Source organism: Amycolatopsis sp. lyj-108 (genome assembly GCF_046549005.1).
In the GTDB taxonomy this organism is placed as follows: domain Bacteria; phylum Actinomycetota; class Actinomycetes; order Mycobacteriales; family Pseudonocardiaceae; genus Amycolatopsis.
The window spans coordinates 756,581-774,303 of sequence record NZ_JAJPWQ010000003.1 but is presented as its reverse complement, the minus strand read 5'-3'; the positions used below and the strand labels follow the sequence as shown (position 1 = coordinate 774,303).

Below are 17,723 nucleotides of genomic sequence, written 5' to 3'. Positions count from 1 at the left end.
CTACCTTCAGGGTAGGCAAGGAGGCCCTCACGGACCGGCGAGCGACCCCCCGGCCGCCGTCTTACTCACCCGCTCGTTCGAATTCCCGGATCAGCACCGGGTACTGCTCTCCCCCGTGCCCGGCGGCGATCGCGCGGTCGGCCATCGCCTTGAGCAGCTTCGGCAGCTCGGCGTTCACCTCCAGCGCCTCACTCTCCTCGACCATATGAGCCATCGCCCGCGCGTCGGTCTCCAAGGCGGCGACCTCGGCCGGGAAGGAGTCCTTGTCGACCTGTTCGGCGTATCCGGGCAGCCAATCGGCCACCCCGGCGGCGATCTGCCGCGCGAACGGCGCGAACGTCGCGGCGTCGACACCGGCGGTCTTGAGCATCGCCGTGCCCTGAAGCCACGCGTTCAGGACGCTCCACATCATGGTCAACCCGGCGACGTCGTACAGGGACGCCAGCCCGGGATCCTCGCCGAGATGGCTGATCGTGCCGAGCGCGCCGAGGTCGAAGTCCGGCCGCGGCCCGCTGAGCAGGATCATCGCTTCGGCGGTCCCGATCGTCGACGGGATGGCCATGATCGCGCCGTCCAGGTAGCCGGCGCCCTGTTTTTCGGCCCAGGCGGCGGTTTCGCGAGCTTGGGCGGAGCTGCCCGAGGACAGGTTGACCAGGGTCGCGCCCTCCAGTCCAGCGTCGCCGAGCAGGTCACGCACAGCGGAGTAGTCGGTAAGACACAGGATCGTCACGCCGCCCGCACCGAGCGCTTCGCCGATCGAAGGCGCGAGCCGCGCCCCTTCGGCGACCAAGGAGTCGGCTTTGGCGGCCGTCCGGTTCCACACGGTCGTGGGATGCCCGGCCTTCAGGAACGCGCGGGCGAGCGCGGTGCCCATGAGACCGAGGCCGACGACCGATACCGGGGTGTTCGCGTTGTCAGTCATGGCACGATCGTCGACATTGATACCGGTATGAAGGTCAAGTGGGGAAAGCGATGAGAATCGGTGAACTGAGTCACCGGACGGGCGTCAACACACATCAATTGCGCTACTACGAAGCCCAAGGCCTCCTGGAGGCGAGCCGCGGCACGAACGGCTACCGCGAGTACGACGAGACGGCCTTGCTGCGGGTGAAGCAGATCCGGCATCTGCTCGCCGCCGGCCTGTCGTCCGAGGACATCGCGTATCTGCTGCCCTGCGCGATCGGCGAGGAGCCCGAGCTGATCGGCTGCCCCGAACTGCTGGCCGCGATGCGCGAGCGGCTCGGACGCCTGGACGAGCAGCTGGCCAAGCTGGCGCGTTCGCGTGACGCGCTGGCCGACTACATCGTCGTGGCCGAGCGCGTCGGCGGCGAGGCCTATCCGCCCTTCGACGGCGCCGCCGCGTGAACGAGACACAGGAAGCGGTCCGGCTGCGGGAGCAGGGCACCGACGAGGCCCGCCTGCGGTTGATCGAGCTGGCCGCGCGGAACCCTCGGGACGCCGTGATCGCCTACCAAACCGCGTGGGCGCATGATTCGGCCGGACTGGAGGCGGCAGCGGCCCCGTTCTACGAGCAGGCTCTCGCGGGCGAAGGTCTGTCCACAGAGGACAGGCACGGCGTGTTCGTCGGGCTCGGCAGCACGTATCGCGTCCTCGGCCGGTACGACGAGTCGCTCAAGACGTTGCGCCGCGGCCTCGGCGAGTTCCCGGACGACGCGGCGCTGAGGACCTTCCTCGCGATGGCGCTCTACAACGTCGGCGAGGCGCGCGAAGCGGCGGGAACGCTGCTGAAGGTGCTCGCGGCGACGAGCGCGGACGACGGTGTGCAGCGGTACCGGCGGGCGGTCGAGTACTACGCGGACCATCTGGACGACGTCGAATGAGCCTTATTGACACCTTGTCAACATAGCCTTACTTTCACGTCATGAGCGCGTACGCCGAAATCACCTATGAGGTCGCCGACCACATCGCGACGGTCACGCTCAACCGGCCAGAGGCCCGCAACGGCTACACCATCCGCATGGCCGACGAACTCGGCGACGCGATGGACCGGGCCGACCGCGACGAAGACGTCCGGGTGGTGATCCTGACCGGCAACGGCAAGGACTTCTCGGTTGGCGCCGATCTCACCCAAGGCGGCTTCGACTTCGACCCGGAGACCGGTCCGGACGCGGCATGGCAGGAGCCGGCGGGACGTTGCTCGAAGCGGATCTTCACGATGAACAAGCCGGTGATCGCGGCTCTGCGGGGCGCTGCCGTCGGTGGCGGCATCACGATCACACTGTCGTGCGATTACCGGCTGGCGTCCACGGACTCCCGGTTCGGTTTCGTGTTCGTCCGCCGCGGGATCTACCCCGAAGGCGCGTCCGCGTGGTTCCTCCCGCGGCTCGTCGGGATGGGCACGGCACTCGACTGGATGATCAGCGGCCGCGTGTTCGACGCCGAGGAAGCGAAAACCGCCGGGCTGGTCCACAGTGTTCACGAGCCCGAAGAAGTGCTCGGCAAGGCACGCGAACTGGCCCTCGAGATAGCCAGGACCACCTCACCCGTCTCGGTCGCGGTGACCCGGCAGCTGCTGTACCGGATGGCCAGCGCGGAGTCGCCGTTCCCCGTGCACGAACTGGACTCCAAGCTGATCGGCGGCCTCGGCTCCAGCCCGGACGCCGTCGAAGGCGTCCTGTCCTTCCTGCAGAAACGACCACCGGAGTTCTCCATGCGCGTCGACACCGACCAGCCCGCCTACCTGCCGTGGCGGAACGCATGACCGCCTATCCCCCGGAGCCCTGGAACCTGGCGGGTCAGGCGTACCTGTCGGTCTGGCGTGTCCCGGTGAGCGAACTGCCCGCGCTGCCCGACGGCGCCGAACCCGTCGTACTGGGCGGCAGCGCGCAGGTGTTCACCGCCTGGATCGACTACCAGGAGCCCGGACAGCTTCAGTATCACGAGCTGCTGGCGACCGTCGCGGTCCGCGGCAAGCGTCTCTCCAGCTCGATCACCGACATCTGGGTCGACAGCGAGGTCTCCCTCGCCGGCGGACGCGCGTTGTGGGGCATTCCCAAGGACCTCGCCGCGCTCGACTTCGCCCACGGGCGGACCTTCACCGCCTCGGCGGCCACCCACGAGGACTGGATCGCGACGGCGGCCTTCACCGCCCGTCCGAGCCTTCCGGTGCGGATACCCGCGGCCTTCGACGTCGTCCAAATGCTGGACGGCCGTCTCAAAAGAAGCCCCGTCCGAGCGACGGCGAACCCGCGTCCCGCGACCGCGGATTGGCGGATCAACGAATCCGGCCCGTTCGGCTTCCTCGCCGGTCAGCGGCCCGTCCTGAGCGCCTGCCTGCGCGATTTCAAGCTCGTTTTCGGGGGCTGACCAGCCGCTCAGCGTGATCGTCTAACCCGCCAGGGTGAGACCACGACACGCCACCCATTGGGGCACGTGCAGGCTCCGACCCCTACATGTAGTCTCTGGGAACCGGCACCGCCCAGCGACGGGGAGACCGCTCGGGAGCGGTGGTCGGACAGCTTTGTGAACGTGCAGCGCACGGCCTTGTGAGGCCTTGTGGTGCTTCAACGCGCCCTCTTGGAGTCATGCATGACAGTGGTCAACTCGGAAACCGGTCAGCGGCCGCCCTCGTCCTCGGACACGACGCCCGCGACCGTGCGAGTCATCCGGCGGGACGGCAGCGTGTCCCCCTTCGACGCGAACAAGATCTCGGTCGCCGTGACCAAGGCCTTCCTCGCCGTCGAGGGCGGTGACGCGGCCGCCTCGTCGCGGATCCACCACCTGGTCAACGAACTGACCGAACAGATCGAAGCCACCCTGCTCCGCCACGCCGGTCCCGAGACCGCGCTGCACATCGAGCAGATCCAGGACATCGTCGAGCTCGCGCTGATGCGCGGCGAGCACCACAAGGTCGCCCGCGCGTACGTCCTGTACCGCGATGAGCGCGCGAAGGCCCGTGACGCCGAGAAGCCTGCTTCGTCCGACGTCGCCATCAGCGTCAAGGCGGCCGACGGCTCGCTCCGTCCGCTCGACTGGGCTCGTGTCTCGCACGTCGTCGGCGAGGCCGTCGCCGGCCTGGATGACGTCTCGGCCGAGCCGGTGCTGGCCGAGGCCAAGCGCAACCTCTACGACGGCATCAGCGCCGACGAACTCGCCCTCGCCCAGATCATGGCCGCGCGCGTGCTCGTCGAGCAGGAGCCGAACTACTCCTACGTCAGCGCCCGGCTGCTCGCGGACAAGCTCCGCGGCGAAGCGCTCACCTACCTCGCGGGCACGCCGCAGCTGGCCAGCCAGAACGAGATGACCGCGCGGTACCCGCAGTACTTCCGGGACTACCTCAAGCGCGCCATCGAGCTGGAGCTGGTCAACCCCGAGCTCCAGACCTTCGACCTGGACAAGATCACCGCGGCCATCCACGCCGAGCGCGACCTCGACTTCGGCTTCCTCGGCCTGCAGACCCTGTACGACCGGTACTTCCAGCACCACAACGGCATCCGCTTCGAGCTGCCGCAGGCGTTCTTCATGCGCGTCGCGATGGGTCTGGCGATCCGCGAGGACAACCGTGAAGCCCGCGCGATCGAGTTCTACGAGCTGCTCTCGACGTTCCACTTCATGGCGTCCACCCCGACGCTGTTCAACTCGGGCACCACTCGCCCGCAGCTGTCGTCCTGCTTCCTGACCACTGTGGACGATGACCTGGACTCGATCTTCCAGGCGTACAAGAACAACGCGCTGCTGGCGAAGTACTCGGGCGGCCTCGGCAACGACTGGACCCCGGTCCGCGGCCTCGGCGCGCACATCAAGGGCACCAACGGCCAGTCGCAGGGTGTCGTGCCGTTCCTCAAGATCGCCAACGACACCGCGGTCGCGGTGAACCAGGGCGGCAAGCGCAAGGGCGCGGCCTGCGCGTACCTCGAGACCTGGCACGTGGACATCGAGGAATTCCTCGACCTGCGCAAGAACACCGGTGACGACCGTCGTCGTACGCACGACATGAACACCGCGAACTGGGTGCCCGACGAGTTCCTTCGCCGCGTCGAGGCCGACGCGCAGTGGACGCTGTTCTCGCCGAACGAGACCCCGGACCTGCACGACCTCTACGGCACCGCGTTCGCCGAGCGCTACCGCGAGTACGAGGCCGCCGCCGAACGCGGTGAGCTGAAGGTGTTCCGCAAGATCCGCGCGGTCGACCTGTGGCGCCGCATGCTGACCATGCTGTTCGAGACCGGCCACCCGTGGATCACCTTCAAGGACCCGTGCAACCTGCGCTCGCCGCAGCAGCACGTGGGTGTCGTGCACTCGTCCAACCTGTGCACCGAGATCACCTTGAACACCACCACCGACGAGGTCGCGGTCTGCAACCTCGGCTCGGTGAACCTGCTCAAGCACGTCACGCCCGAGGGCTTGGACACCGCGCGGCTCGAGAAGACCGTGCGCACCGCGGTCCGCATGCTCGACAACGTGATCGACATCAACTTCTACACGATCCCGGAGGCGCGCCGCTCCAACCTGCGCCACCGTCCGATCGGCCTCGGCCTGATGGGCTTCCAGGACGCGCTGTTCGAGATCGGTGTCCCGCTGTCCTCGGACGAGGCCGTCCAGTTCGCGGACACCAGCATGGAGCACATCAGCTACTACGCGATCTCGGCTTCGACCGACCTCGCCGAGGAGCGCGGCCAGTACCAGACGTTCGAGGGTTCCTTGTGGAGCAAGGGAATCCTGCCGATCGACTCGCTGCAGCTGCTGATCGACGCCCGCCAGGGCGACGCGCTCGACGTCGACACCTCGTCCACTTTGGACTGGGCGCCGCTGCGTGAGCGGGTCAAGACCGTCGGCATGCGCAACTCCAACGTGATGGCGATCGCGCCGACCGCGACGATCTCCAACATCTGCGGGGTCGGGCAGTCGATCGAGCCGCTGTTCCAGAACCTGTTCGTCAAGTCGAACATGTCCGGTGACTTCACCGTGGTGAACCCGCACCTGGTCCGCTCGCTCAAGGAGCGCGGGCTGTGGGACGAGGTCATGGTCTCGGACCTGAAGTACTTCGACGGCAGCCTCGGCCAGATCGACCGGGTGCCGGACGATCTGAAGGCGCTGTACGCCACCGCGTTCGAGATCGAGTCGAAGTGGCTGGTGGACGCCGGTTCGCGGCGCCAGAAGTGGATCGACCAGGCGCAGTCGCTGAACCTGTACATCGCGGCGCCCAGCGGCCGCAAGCTCGACGAGCTGTACCGCTACGCCTGGCACAAGGGCCTCAAGACCACGTACTACCTGCGGGCGCGGTCCGCGACGCACGTGGAGAAGAGCACCCTGCGCGGCACCGACGGCAAGCTGAACGCGGTCTCGGCCACCCCGGCCCCGGCCACACCATCGGCACCCAAGCCCGCCGCCCCGGCCGCCGCCGCTTCGCCCGCCCCGTCGGCTTCCGCCGCGGTCCCGGCCGTCCCCGTGACCGCCCCGGCCCCGGCCGCCAAGCCGGAGCCGAAGGAGATGCCGCAGGTCTCGGACGTCGACTTCGTCGCCACCGACGGTGCCGCCTGCCGGATCGACGACCCCGACTGCGAAGCCTGCCAGTGACCTCCCGGTCGTGAGTGGCGATTCGTGTTCTAACCCGAATCGCCACTCACGACCCACTCGACCCACACGTGAAGTGAGCCTCCATGACTACCTTTGACCCCGCCACCGACGCCACCGGGCTCGGTGAGATCGAAGTCGGCGCCGCCCGCATCAACGTCGACGACAAGCGGATGATCAACGCCCGTGCCGACGTCAACCAGCTGCTGCCGATGAAGTACACCTGGGCGTGGGAGAAGTACCTCGCCGGCTGCAACAACCACTGGATGCCGACCGAGGTCGCCATGCAGGCCGACATCGCGCTGTGGAAGTCGGCCGACGGCCTCACCGAGGACGAGCGCACCATGCTCAAGCGCAACCTCGGCTTCTTCGCCACCGCGGAATCGCTGGTGGCCAACAACATCGTGCTCGCGGTGTACCGGCAGATCACCAACCCCGAATGCCGCCAGTACCTGCTGCGCCAGGCGTTCGAGGAGGCCGTGCACACGCACACCTTCCAGTACATCTGCGAGAGCCTCGGCCTGGTCGAGGGCGAGCTGTTCAACATGTACCGCGAGGTCCCGTCCATCTCGGAGAAGGACGCGTGGGCGCTGAAGTACACGCAGAACCTGGAGAACCCGGACTTCGAGACCGGCACCCCCGAGGCCGACCAGAACTTCCTTCGTGACCTGGTCGCGTTCTACGTGATCTTCGAGGGCATGTGGTTCTACACCGGCTTCGCGCAGATCCTCTCGCTCGGCCGCCGGAACAAGATGATCGGCATCGCCGAGCAGTACCAGTACATCCTGCGCGACGAGTCGATCCACCTGAACTTCGGCATCGACTGCATCAACCAGATCAAGATCGAGAACCCGCACCTGTGGACCGAGGAGTTCCAGGCCGAGATCCGCGGCATGCTGACCGAGGCGTGCGAACTCGAGGTCGCCTACGCCCGCGACACCATGCCGCGCGGCATGCTCGGGCTCTCGGCCGAACTGATCGAGCAGTACATGCACTTCATCACCGACCGTCGCGCGCAGCAGATCGGCCTCGCGCCCATCTTCGGCGAGACCGAGAACCCGTTCCCGTGGATGTCGGAGGCAATGGACCTCAAGAAGGAGAAGAACTTCTTCGAGACCCGCGTCATCGAGTACCAGTCCGGCGGCGCCCTCGACTGGGACTGACCCCCCGCCCGTAGTACATGAAGGCCCCCTTCCTTGCGCCTAAGTACAGGAAGGGGGCCTTCATGTACTTGTGGGCCTGAGTACGCTCCGGAGTGCTACTGGTTCGACCGGCCTCCCAGGCTGGTCGAGGTAACAGGGAACCCGGTGTGATTCCGGGACTGCCCCGCAGCGGTATGTGGGAACGAAAGCCGTCACCGTGCGAGACACGGTAAAGCACTGGGACATGGCGCCCCGGGAAGCGACGGCCGGTAGGAGCGAGCGAGCCGCCCACGAGTCCGAAGACCTGCCCGTGGTACGCGCGCCGACGGCGTGCGTGAGTCCGGGCCTCGTGGGATGGGCGCGACCGAACGGCGGTCACTCCTGCGCGCTCCGGGCTCTCACGACAAGCTCGCGAGGAGAGAGCTGTGACCGAAATCGGCACGACTGTGCTGGGCTACCCCCGGATCGGACCGGACAGGGAACTCAAGCGTTCACTCGAACGCTACTGGGCGGGCAAGATCGACGAGGCCGAACTGCTGGGCACCGGCCGCGCGCTGCGCACCCGGGCCTGGCGGGAACTCAAGGACGCGGGGCTGGATTCCGTCCCCTCCAACACGTTCTCCCACTACGACCAGGTGCTCGACACCGCCGAGCTGTTCGGAGCGCTGCCGGAGCGCTTCACGACGCTCGGTCTTTCGCCGCTCGACACCTACTTCGCCGCCGCGCGCGGGGTGCAGGACGCGCCGGCGATGGAGATGACGAAGTGGTTCGACACGAACTATCACTACATCGTCCCCGAACTCGGCCCGGAGACGTCGTTCGCGCTCTCCGGCACCAAACCGCTCGATGAGTACCGCGAGGCCCGCGCGATCGGCGTCGAGACGCGGCCGGTACTGGTGGGCCCGGTGACGTTCCTGCTGCTCGCGAAGGCGAGCGAGACCGCTCCGGAGGGCTTCCGTCCACTGGATCTGCTCGACAACCTTCTTGACGGCTACGTCGAGCTGTTAAGGCGCCTGCATGACGAAGGCGTCGAGTGGGTCCAGTTCGACGAGCCCGTCTTCGCCGCGGACCGCACCGAGCGGGAGCTCAACGCACTCATCCGCGTCTACCACCGGCTGGCGAAGGAGAGCTCGCGGCCGAAGATCCTGGTCGCCGGGTATTTCGGCGGTCTCGGTCGTGGCTTGGGCGTGCTCGCGCGCTCCCCGATCGACGCGATCGCCGTCGACCTCGTCACCGATGAGTCCTTTGTGGACGCGGTCGCGGCCGAACCCGCCTTGCGGGACAAGGAGGTTCTGGCCGGTGTCGTCGACGGACGCAACGTCTGGCGCACCGACCCGGCCCGCGCGCTCGGCCGGGCGGCGACGTTGCTCGGCACCGCCAGGTCGGTCAGCGTGTCGACGTCCTGCTCGCTGCTGCACGTGCCCTACGACGTCGAGCGGGAGGACGGGCTCCATCCGCGGCTGAAGGGCTGGCTGGCGTTCGCGAAGCAGAAGGTCGACGAGGTCGTCCTGCTCGGACGCGCGTTGAAGGAAGACGGCGTCGACCTCTCCGCCGCTCGTTCCGCGGCCGCGGATCGCGCGACGGCGGCCGACCTTGCCGACGCCGGGGTGCGTGCCCGGCTGGAGGCGCTGCGGCCGGAGGACACCGTCCGCTCCCCCTACGCCGAGCGCGCGGCGGCGCAACAGGCCGCGCTGGAGCTGCCGCCGTTGCCGAGCACCACGATCGGCTCGTTCCCGCAGACCACCGGCGTCCGCAAGACGCGGGCCGCGCACAAGGCGGGCTCGCTGGACGACGCGGGCTACGAGGCCGCGATGAAGGCCGAGATCGAGCGCGTCGTCCGGCTGCAGGAGGAGCTCGGGCTGGATGTGCTGGTGCACGGCGAACCCGAACGCAACGACATGGTGCAGTACTTCGCCGAGCGGCTGGCCGGGTTCGCGGCCACCGACTTCGGCTGGGTGCAGTCCTACGGTTCACGATGTGTCCGGCCGCCGATCCTGTACGGCGACGTCTCTCGGCCGGAGCCGATGACCGTCGAGTGGGCGCGCTACGCGCAGAGCCTGACCGGCAAGCCCGTCAAGGGGATGCTGACCGGTCCGGTGACGATCCTGGCTTGGTCGTTCGTCCGCGACGATCAACCGCTGGGCGAGACCGCCCGCCAGGTGGCGCTGGCGATCCGCGACGAGGTGCACGACCTGCAGAAGGCGGGCATCCGCGTCATCCAGGTGGATGAGCCGGCGCTGCGCGAACTGCTCCCGCTGCGCGCGGCGGCGCATGAGGCGTACTTCGCGTGGGCGGTTTCGTCGTTCCGGCTCGCGACGTCCGGGATCGACGACGCGACGCAGATCCACACGCATATGTGCTACTCGGAGTTCGGCGAGGTGGTCAAGGCGATCGACGCGCTCGACGCCGACGTCACCAGCATCGAGGCCGCGCGGTCGAAGATGGAGGTCGTCACCGACCTCGGCGCGGCGGGCTTCGGCCGCGGCGTCGGGCCGGGCGTGTACGACATCCACTCGCCGCGCGTCCCCGGTGTCGACGAGGTCAGCGGGCTGTTGCGGACCGCCGTCGGCGCCGTGCCCGCCGAGCGGATCTGGGTCAATCCGGACTGCGGCCTGAAGACGCGCGGGTACGCCGAGGTCGAGCCCGCCCTGCGGAACCTGGTCGCGGCCGCCCGAGCGGTCCGCGCCGAGCTTTCCTGACGTTCCGTGAGGGCCTCCTTCCCTACCCTCAAAGTAGGGAAGGAGGCCCTCACGGACTTCCGCCGAGGTATTGTCAGAACGTCAATAAGGGTGCGATGGTGGAGCGGTAGCCGATCTCAGCGGGGAGATGGTCACCATGGCGAACGCCGTCGAAAAGGTCACCGGGGCGCTGCGCGAGCGGGTCCCGCCGCTCACGTCGATCCCCTTGCCGCGTTCGGTCGACCAGCGCTGGCTCGGCGCGACCTGGCCGGTCCGCGAACTGGCGCCCGCCCCGCCGGGCCTCAAACCCGTCCTCGGCGACGAAGGCCCGCCGGTCATCGGGCACGCGCTGGACTTCATGCGCTTCGGCATCGAGTTCGGCCTCAAACGCTACGAGACCTACGGCCCGGTGTCGTGGATGGGCGCGTTCGGCCGCCGCATCGTCGCGCTCTCCGGCCCGGAGGCCACGCAGATCGCGTTGGTGAACAAGGACAAGGCCTTCTCCCAGGAGGGCTGGAAGTTCTTCATCGAGCAGTTCTTCGACCGCGGCCTGATGCTGCTCGACTTCGGCGAGCATCACCTGCACCGCCGGATCATGCAGGCGGCGTTCACCCGGCAACGGCTCACCGGCTACGTCGACCAGATGGGCCCGGCCCTGCGCGAGGGCATCGCCACGTGGGCGGACCGGCCGAACCCGCGGATCTACTGGTCCCTCAAGCAACTCACGCTCGACGTCGCGACGCGGGTGTTCATGGGCATGCGGTCCGGCGACGACGCGGCCTCTATCAACCGCGCGTTCGTGAATTCCGTGCGCGCGGGCACGGCCATCGTGCGCTTTCCCGTTCCTGGCGGCCGCTGGGCGGCGGGTCTGCACGGCCGCAAGGTCCTCGAACGCTACTTCTCGGCGAATCTGCCCGCGAAACGGGCGAGCGACGGCGACGACCTCTTCACCGCCTTGTGCCACGCCACCACCGAAGACGGTGATCGCTTCACCGACTCCGACGTCGTCAACCACATGATCTTCCTGATGATGGCCGCGCACGACACGTCGACCATCACCAGCGCCGCGGCCGTCTACCACCTCGCGAAGAACCCCGAATGGCAGGAACGTGCCCGCCAGGAGTCCCTCGCTCTCGGCGACGACGTGCCGGACATCGAGGCGCTGGAGACCCTGACGACGCTGGACCTGGTGATCAAGGAAGCCCTGCGGCTGGTGGCGCCGGTTCCTTCGCTGACAAGGAAGACCGTGAAGGACACCGAGGTTCTCGGCCACTTCATTCCCGAAGGGACACTCGTCGGGGTTTCCCCCACCGTCAACCATTTCGCGCCGGAGTACTGGACCGACCCGATGCGGTTCGACCCGGACCGTTTCGGCGAGGAACGCCGCGAGGACAAGTCGCACCGCTACGCGTGGATGCCGTTCGGCGGCGGCGCGCACAAGTGCATCGGCCTGCATTTCGGGACGTTCGAGGTGAAGGCACTGCTGCACGAGATGCTGCGGGCGTATCGGTGGTCGGTCCCGGAGGACTACACCGCACGCTGGGACTATGTCTCGCTGCCCGTTCCCGCGGACGGCCTGCCGATCCGGCTGACAACGCGCTGAACTCCGACCAAACGGACATTCACGATCGAGTACTCTTGGTGACATCCGGTCACCACTCGTGTAGTAGCGATCACCCTTTCAGCCGGTAGACAGCCCGGATCGCGCATGATGCCGTGGCACTACACCCGGTCGGCTCATACCTAGTGTGGGCCCATGAGCTCGGACACCCGGTCTGAGCTGGCCATAAACCGCGCATGAAGAGGTGAAGTGTGCCCGAGCCTGGTTCCGCGCCAGGGTTGGTGGACGTAGCTCGGAGATGGGCCGAGACGCTCGCTGACACTAAAGGAGTATCGCTTCCCAAGGAGCAACTCGAACAGCTGCTGCTCGGCGTCGCCAAGGACGCCGTGCGGGCCGAGCCCGATCACCAGCCCGCTGTGCGGCGCTTCTCCAAGCTCTATTCCGCCTCGCCCATCGGGATCGCGCTCGCCGATCCCCACGGCACGATCGTCGAGGCGAACGCCGCCCTCGGCAAACTCCTCGGCTGCCGTCCCGCCACACTGCGCGGACGGGAGATCCCCGATCTCGGCTCCGCCGACCACGACGTCGCCCGGCTGCGGAACGCGCTCTCGCAACTCATGACGGCGGGCAGGCCGACCCAGCAGGAACGTCTGCTGCTGACCCACAGCGAGGAAGGCCCGCTCTGGGTCGACGTGACCCTGACCGATCTGCCCGGTGACCGGCCCGGTTCGACCTATCCGGTGCTGATGGTCGCCGACGCCAACGAGATCCACCTGCTGCAGGAACAACTGCTGCACCAGAACGTGCACGACCCGCTGACCGGCCTGCCGAACGCCACCGCCTTCGGCAACGCGCTCGAAGCCGCACTGGCGGGGTCCGGCAGCGAGCAGATCGCGCTCGTCTACCTCGACGTCGACGGCTTCAAGGTGATCAACGACGGTCTGGGCGCCGGCGTCGGCGATCAGGTGCTGCGCGGGGTCGCGAAGAAGCTCACGTCCGTCTTCACCGGCAGGCACGACGGTTCGGTCGCCCGGCTGTCCGGCGACGGGTTCGCCGTCCTGCTGCGCGGCGACTTCACCTCGCCCGAGGTGATCGCACTGGTCGAGCAGGCCTTGGAGGAACTGGTCGAGCCGATCTACCTCGGCGGGCACGGTATCGGGGTCAGCGCGAGCGCGGGCATCGTCGTCCGCCCGGTCGCCGACGGCGGACCCGAAGACCTGCTTCGCGCCGCGGAAATCGCCCTGCACCGCGCCAAGGAGGCCGGCAAGGCGCAATGGATGCTGTTCGATCCGGAACTCGACGCGCGTGACCGGGGCCGCTACCAGCTGGGCGCGGTCATCGCGGGCGCGCTCGAGAACGGCGAGTTCTCGCTGATCTACCAGCCGACGGTGAAACTCGCGAACCCCGACCAGCTGGCCGCGGTCAACGCCGGATTGCGCTGGAGCCACCCGGAGAAGGGCGAACTGGACTCGGACGAGTTCTACCCGCTCGCCCAGATCACCGGGATGACCATCCCGCTCGGCCGGTGGCTGCTGGCCGAATCGCTCGCCGCCACCGCGAGGTGGCGGAACAGGTTCGGCGAAGCCGCGCCCGACGTCTGCGTGCGGCTGCCGAACCGGCTGGCCATCGAGCCCGATCTGGTGCTGCTGGTCAAGGAACAGCTCGACCGGCACAGCCTGCCCGCCCAGGCGCTGCGGCTGTGCACGGACCGCGAATCCATCCTCGACGAAGGCGGCGAGGTGCTCGACTCCTTCGCCGTACTGGCCGATCTGGGCGCCCAGCTCGTGCTGACGATCTCCGGCTCCGACGATCTCGAGCTGATCCCGCGGCACCGGCTGCCGGTCCGCCACGTGATCCTGTCCGGCGCCGTGGTCGACGCGCTGGCCGACGGCGAGAACGAGGCAGACGTCCGCCACCTGTGCCAGCTGGTCGCCAGGGCCAAGGAGCTGAAACTCCGCATCGGCGCGGAAGGCGTCCACAATCACGAACAGGCCGAGCGGCTCCGACGGTACGGCGTGCTCGCGGCGCGCGGTTCGTTCGTCGCGGATTCCGCGACCGGGGACGAGGTCGACGAGCTCATCGAACGCCACGCCCACTGACGTGACAGGATCGCGTCCATGGACCAAGGTGACATCGCCCCGGACTTCACCCTTCCCGACGACAAGGGCGAGCAGCGCACGCTGTCGGACTTCCTCGCGTCCGGCCCGGTCGTGCTGTTCTTCTACCCCGCCGCGATGACCAGCGGCTGCACCGCGGAAAGCTGCCACTTCCGCGATCTGGCCGCCGAATTCGCCGAGGTGGGCGCGCATCGCGTCGGGATCAGCCCGGACGCCGTCGCCAAACAGCAGGAGTTCTCGGCCCAACACGGCTTCGACTATCCCCTGCTGTCCGATGTGGACGGTGTGGTGGCGAAACAGTTCGGCGTGTGGCGCAAGTTCAGCCCGTTGCACGCCAAGCGGCACACCTTCGTCATCGACACCGACCGCAAGGTGCTCGAAGTGATCAAGAGCGAACTGAAGTTCACCGTGCACGCCGACAAGGCACTCGCCGCCTTGCGCGAGCGCAAGACTAAGGACGCTTGAGCCGCCAGATCCTGGTGACACCCGCGCAGGCGGGGGGCGAGCGGCGGTTCGGTGGCCTCGTCGCCGATCATCGTGAACCCCAGCCGCGCGGGCACGGCGCCGCTCGCGACGTTGTTCTCGTCGTGCCGGATCTCGACCTCCAGCGCGCCGAGCCGGAAGGCCTCGTCGGCCAGGAGCTTCGCGGCCCTGGTCACGAAGCCGCGACCGGTGTGGTGCCTGCCGAGCCAGTAGCCGATCTCGATCCGGTCCGGATGGATGATCATGCCCGTGCCGCCGACGACCTCGTCCTCGGCGAGGATCGCGAAATCGTAAGTCTTGCCTTCGGCCCAGTTCCTTACGGTGTTCTCCAGGAAGTCGGCGGCTTCGCGACGGCCGTAACCGTTGGTGGCCCAGAGCATCCACGCGCCGAGATGCGCGGCGGAATCCCCCGCGGCGGCGGCGAGGGTTTCGAGTTGCCGCGGCTGCCAGCGGCGCAGCGTGACGACTTCGTCGGCGAGGGTCTCGGCGGGCGCTTCCATCCGCCCATGGTGACTCGCCTTCGCTCCGGGCGCCTCCGGTTTTCGGGCCCTGGACGGCCTCGCAGACGCTAGGAACGGTCCTTTCCTGGCAAATTTTGCAAGGAAAGGACCGTTCATGGCGCCGGAAGGACCGATGATCAGGTCAGGATCGCGCTGTCCGGGATCTCCGTGTCGTTCTTCAACGCGTCGAAAAGCAGCTTCGACTTCGTCTTGTCCCAGTTCTCCGCCGAGCCGTTGGTCACCGGCACCGTCGTGGTGACGACGCCGCCCGAGGAGATCCCGCGCATCGCCAGCGCCAGCCCCACCAGGTTGTGCACGTGGTCGCCGGTGTCCATCGTCAGCGCGTCGGGTCCCGTCGACAGCAGCGGGAACAGCGAGAACGGGTTCAGCAGGGTGCCGGGGCTGCCGATCTCGCTGACCAGCGCGCCGATGAACTTGCGCTGGTTGGCGACACGGTCGAGGTCCGAGCGCGGCGTCGCGTCGCTGTGCCGCATGCGGACGAACCCGAGCGCCTGCGGACCCTGGAGGTCCTGGCAGCCCGCGGGGATCTTGATCCCGGTGAGGGTGTCCTCCATCGGCTTCTCGACGCACATGTGGACCCCGCCGATCGCGTCGACGATCTTGGCGAACCCGCCGAAGCCGATCTCGGCGTAGTGGTCGATGCGCAGGCCGGTGGCGCCTTCGACGGTCTGCGCGAGCAGTGCCGGGCCGCCGATCGAGAACGCGGCGTTGATCTTGTTCTTGCCGTGCCCCGGGATGGCCACCTGCGAGTCGCGCGGGAGGCTCAGCAGCGTCGGCTTGGTGCTGTTGGACGGGACGTGCGCGATCATGATGGTGTCGGTCCGCTTGCCGCCGCCGGCGGCCTTGGAGTCGCCGGTGACCAGCTTCTCCTGCTCCTCGGGCGTCAGCCCGTCCCGGCTGTCGGAGCCCACGATCAGCCAGTTGGTGCCCTCGGCCGCGACGGGGCGGCCGGAGTATTCGGCCAGCGCGTCGACGCGGTTGATGGAGAACTCCAGGTACACCCACACGCCGGCGAGGAACACCACGAACACGGTCAGCAGGGTGACCAGCACCTTGCCGAAACCCCAGCGCTTGCGTCGCGCCGGCGGCCTCGCGCCGTCGGCAGGGCGCCCGGGAGGGGGCTGCGGCGGGCCGGGACGACGCGGTGGCGGACCGGCGGGGCGTTCCCGGCCCCCGTGCCCCATGGGCGCGGTCCGCTCGTCGTACGGGCTGCTCCCCCGGCCCGGCAGCGGCATCATCTGTGCCGGCTGGTGCCGCCGGGGGCGGCCGGACGGCGGCCGCTGTGGCGGCATCCGTCGCCCTCGGTCGTCGCCTCCATACGTCATGCCGAATCACCCGTCCCGATTTCGCGTGTAGGGCCCAGTCAACCGCAGACCCTAGGTGAAGGACGTCCGGCACCCCGCATCGGTTGGGTGGCGTTCACCGTCCGTTTTCGGCGAATCCGAACTGGTGGACCTTGAGATACCCCGAGCGGAACCCCGCTTCGGAGTACGCCAGGTAGAACTCCCACATCCGCTTGAAGACGTCGTCGAAGCCCAGTTCGGTGATGTCGTCCCACCGCCGGGTGAACCTCTCCCGCCACAGCCGCAACGTGTGCGCGTAGTCCTGGCCGAACTCGCGCACCCCTTGCAGGGTCAGCCGGGTGTGCTCCAGCATCCCTTCTTCGACCGAGGTGGTCGAGGGGATGAGCCCGCCGGGGAAGATGTACTTGTGCACCCAGGTGTACGAGCGGGCCGCGGCGAGCATGCGCTCGTGGTCCATGGTGATGGCCTGGAGCCCCAGTCTGCCGCCCGGCTTCAGCCGCTTCCCGATGGTCTCGAAGAACGTGGGCCAGTAGGACTCGCCGACTGCTTCGATCATCTCGACGCTGACCACGGCGTCGTACTCGCCTGAGGAGTCGCGGTAGTCGCACAGCCGGACCTCGACGCGGTCGGCGAAGCCCGCCGCCGCGATGCGCTCGGTCGCCAGCTTCGCCTGTTCCTCGGAAATGGTCAGTGACGTGACCTTGGCCCCGCGTGCGGCGGCCCGGATCGCGAGTTCGCCCCAGCCGGTGCCGATCTCGAGCACCGTGCTGCCCTCGCGGACCCCCGCGTAGTCGAGGACACTGTCGATCTTGCGGTGCTGCGCGGTGGTGAGGTCGTCGTCCGGGCCGAACAACGCCGACGAGTACATCATCGACGGGTCGAGGAACGTGCCGAACAGCTCGTTGGACAGGTCGTAGTGGCGATGGATGTTCGCCCGCGAACCCTCGATGGTGTTCTCCTCGGCCGCGGGGTGGCCGCGGTCGACGAACCGGCGGAACCGTTGCAGCAGCGGCGGGATGAGCGTCGCCATCCGCTCGGCGAACGGGGTCAGCACCTCGGCGAGCGCGTCGCTCGTCCAGTCGCCGACCATGTAGGCCTCGCCGAAGCCGATCTTCGCGTCCACGCCGAGGCGGTGGAAGAAGGCGGCGGGGCGGTTGAGCCGCATCTCGGGCGCGTCCGGGCCGCCCGCGCCCAGCTGCGAGCCGTCGGGCATGCGCACGCGGACGTTCAACGGGCGCACCGCGTGCCGGAACAACTGCTCGGCGATCCGCGCCCGGAACGGGGAATGCGGCGGGGTGGCCAGCCCCGGCCACCGGGTTTCGTCAGGGACGGGCAGACCGGACGAACCTGCCGCCCGATCGACGCTGAACGTGGACATGAGTA

Annotated in this window: 13 protein-coding genes, 1 pseudogene and 1 riboswitch; of the genes and pseudogenes, 10 read left to right on the top strand and 4 right to left on the bottom strand. The window is 68.2% G+C overall.

Annotated features, from left to right (window positions below; translation table 11 throughout):
• Window positions 1-61 precede the first annotated feature (61 nt).
• Window positions 62-922, bottom strand: a complete 861-nt coding sequence (locus ACLJO0_RS15240) for an NAD(P)-dependent oxidoreductase (RefSeq protein WP_410579165.1) — start codon at window positions 920-922, stop codon at window positions 62-64.
• A 50-nt stretch (window positions 923-972) separates the two neighbouring features.
• On the opposite strand from ACLJO0_RS15240, the gene ACLJO0_RS15235 reads away from it, so the two are divergent.
• The 10 genes from ACLJO0_RS15235 to ACLJO0_RS15190 all read left to right on the top strand — a co-directional run bounded on the left by ACLJO0_RS15235 (window position 973) and on the right by ACLJO0_RS15190 (window position 14,497).
• Window positions 973-1,365, top strand: a complete 393-nt coding sequence (locus tag ACLJO0_RS15235) for a MerR family transcriptional regulator (protein ID WP_410579164.1) — start codon at window positions 973-975, stop codon at window positions 1,363-1,365.
• Window positions 1,362-1,841: a tetratricopeptide repeat protein gene (locus ACLJO0_RS15230; protein ID WP_233611581.1), complete on the top strand. Its 480-nt coding sequence runs from the start codon at window positions 1,362-1,364 to the stop codon at window positions 1,839-1,841. The genes ACLJO0_RS15235 and ACLJO0_RS15230 overlap by 4 nt, the downstream gene beginning before the upstream one ends.
• 41 nt (window positions 1,842-1,882) lie before the next feature.
• Window positions 1,883-2,722: an enoyl-CoA hydratase-related protein gene (locus ACLJO0_RS15225; RefSeq protein ID WP_410579163.1), complete on the top strand. Its 840-nt coding sequence runs from the start codon at window positions 1,883-1,885 to the stop codon at window positions 2,720-2,722.
• Window positions 2,719-3,327 carry an acetoacetate decarboxylase family protein gene (locus tag ACLJO0_RS15220; protein WP_410579162.1) on the top strand — a complete coding sequence of 203 codons (609 nt, stop codon included), beginning with the start codon at window positions 2,719-2,721 and terminating at the stop codon, window positions 3,325-3,327. Before ACLJO0_RS15225 ends, ACLJO0_RS15220 begins: the two co-directional genes overlap by 4 nt.
• Before the next feature lie 222 nt (window positions 3,328-3,549).
• Window positions 3,550-6,537 (top strand): ribonucleoside-diphosphate reductase subunit alpha, encoded by a 2,988-nt coding sequence (locus ACLJO0_RS15215; RefSeq protein ID WP_410579161.1) that lies wholly within the window; start codon window positions 3,550-3,552, stop codon window positions 6,535-6,537.
• 83 nt (window positions 6,538-6,620) lie between these two features.
• Window positions 6,621-7,697 (top strand): ribonucleotide-diphosphate reductase subunit beta, encoded by a 1,077-nt coding sequence (locus tag ACLJO0_RS15210; protein ID WP_396561158.1) that lies wholly within the window; start codon window positions 6,621-6,623, stop codon window positions 7,695-7,697.
• Window positions 7,698-7,788: 91 nt separating this feature from the next.
• Window positions 7,789-8,003, top strand: a riboswitch (cobalamin riboswitch).
• A 98-nt stretch (window positions 8,004-8,101) separates the two neighbouring features.
• Window positions 8,102-10,375, top strand: a complete 2,274-nt coding sequence (gene metE, locus ACLJO0_RS15205) for a 5-methyltetrahydropteroyltriglutamate--homocysteine S-methyltransferase (protein WP_410579160.1) — start codon at window positions 8,102-8,104, stop codon at window positions 10,373-10,375.
• A 136-nt stretch (window positions 10,376-10,511) separates the two neighbouring features.
• On the top strand, window positions 10,512-11,957 hold the full coding sequence (locus ACLJO0_RS15200) for a cytochrome P450 (RefSeq protein ID WP_410579159.1): 1,446 nt from the start codon (window positions 10,512-10,514) through the stop codon (window positions 11,955-11,957).
• A 209-nt stretch (window positions 11,958-12,166) separates the two neighbouring features.
• Window positions 12,167-14,014 carry a putative bifunctional diguanylate cyclase/phosphodiesterase gene (locus tag ACLJO0_RS15195; RefSeq protein WP_410579158.1) on the top strand — a complete coding sequence of 616 codons (1,848 nt, stop codon included), beginning with the start codon at window positions 12,167-12,169 and terminating at the stop codon, window positions 14,012-14,014.
• Window positions 14,015-14,032: 18 nt separating this feature from the next.
• Window positions 14,033-14,497, top strand: coding sequence for a peroxiredoxin (locus tag ACLJO0_RS15190; RefSeq protein WP_410579157.1), 465 nt, complete (start codon window positions 14,033-14,035; stop codon window positions 14,495-14,497).
• 131 nt (window positions 14,498-14,628) lie between these two features.
• On the opposite strand, the pseudogene ACLJO0_RS15185 reads toward ACLJO0_RS15190, so the two are convergent.
• The 3 genes and pseudogenes from ACLJO0_RS15185 to ACLJO0_RS15175 all read right to left on the bottom strand — a co-directional run.
• A pseudogene (locus tag ACLJO0_RS15185) lies at window positions 14,629-15,015 on the bottom strand (GNAT family N-acetyltransferase); the annotation flags it as partial.
• A gap of 137 nt (window positions 15,016-15,152) precedes the next feature.
• Window positions 15,153-16,328 (bottom strand): LCP family protein, encoded by a 1,176-nt coding sequence (locus tag ACLJO0_RS15180; protein WP_410579156.1) that lies wholly within the window; start codon window positions 16,326-16,328, stop codon window positions 15,153-15,155.
• Between the two features lie 127 nt (window positions 16,329-16,455).
• On the bottom strand, window positions 16,456-17,718 hold the full coding sequence (locus tag ACLJO0_RS15175) for a class I SAM-dependent methyltransferase (protein ID WP_410579155.1): 1,263 nt from the start codon (window positions 17,716-17,718) through the stop codon (window positions 16,456-16,458).
• Window positions 17,719-17,723 lie beyond the last annotated feature (5 nt).

Coding starts and splice junctions, on each gene's coding strand:
- ACLJO0_RS15190 (WP_410579157.1), top strand. CDS start 14,033: ATGGACCAAGGTGACATCGCCCCGGACTTCACCCTTCCCGACGACAAG.
- ACLJO0_RS15200 (WP_410579159.1), top strand. CDS start 10,512: ATGGCGAACGCCGTCGAAAAGGTCACCGGGGCGCTGCGCGAGCGGGTC.
- ACLJO0_RS15215 (WP_410579161.1), top strand. CDS start 3,550: ATGACAGTGGTCAACTCGGAAACCGGTCAGCGGCCGCCCTCGTCCTCG.
- ACLJO0_RS15180 (WP_410579156.1), bottom strand. CDS start 16,328: ATGCCGCCACAGCGGCCGCCGTCCGGCCGCCCCCGGCGGCACCAGCCG.
- ACLJO0_RS15175 (WP_410579155.1), bottom strand. CDS start 17,718: ATGTCCACGTTCAGCGTCGATCGGGCGGCAGGTTCGTCCGGTCTGCCC.
- ACLJO0_RS15235 (WP_410579164.1), top strand. CDS start 973: ATGAGAATCGGTGAACTGAGTCACCGGACGGGCGTCAACACACATCAA.
- ACLJO0_RS15225 (WP_410579163.1), top strand. CDS start 1,883: ATGAGCGCGTACGCCGAAATCACCTATGAGGTCGCCGACCACATCGCG.
- ACLJO0_RS15210 (WP_396561158.1), top strand. CDS start 6,621: ATGACTACCTTTGACCCCGCCACCGACGCCACCGGGCTCGGTGAGATC.
- ACLJO0_RS15220 (WP_410579162.1), top strand. CDS start 2,719: ATGACCGCCTATCCCCCGGAGCCCTGGAACCTGGCGGGTCAGGCGTAC.
- ACLJO0_RS15240 (WP_410579165.1), bottom strand. CDS start 922: ATGACTGACAACGCGAACACCCCGGTATCGGTCGTCGGCCTCGGTCTC.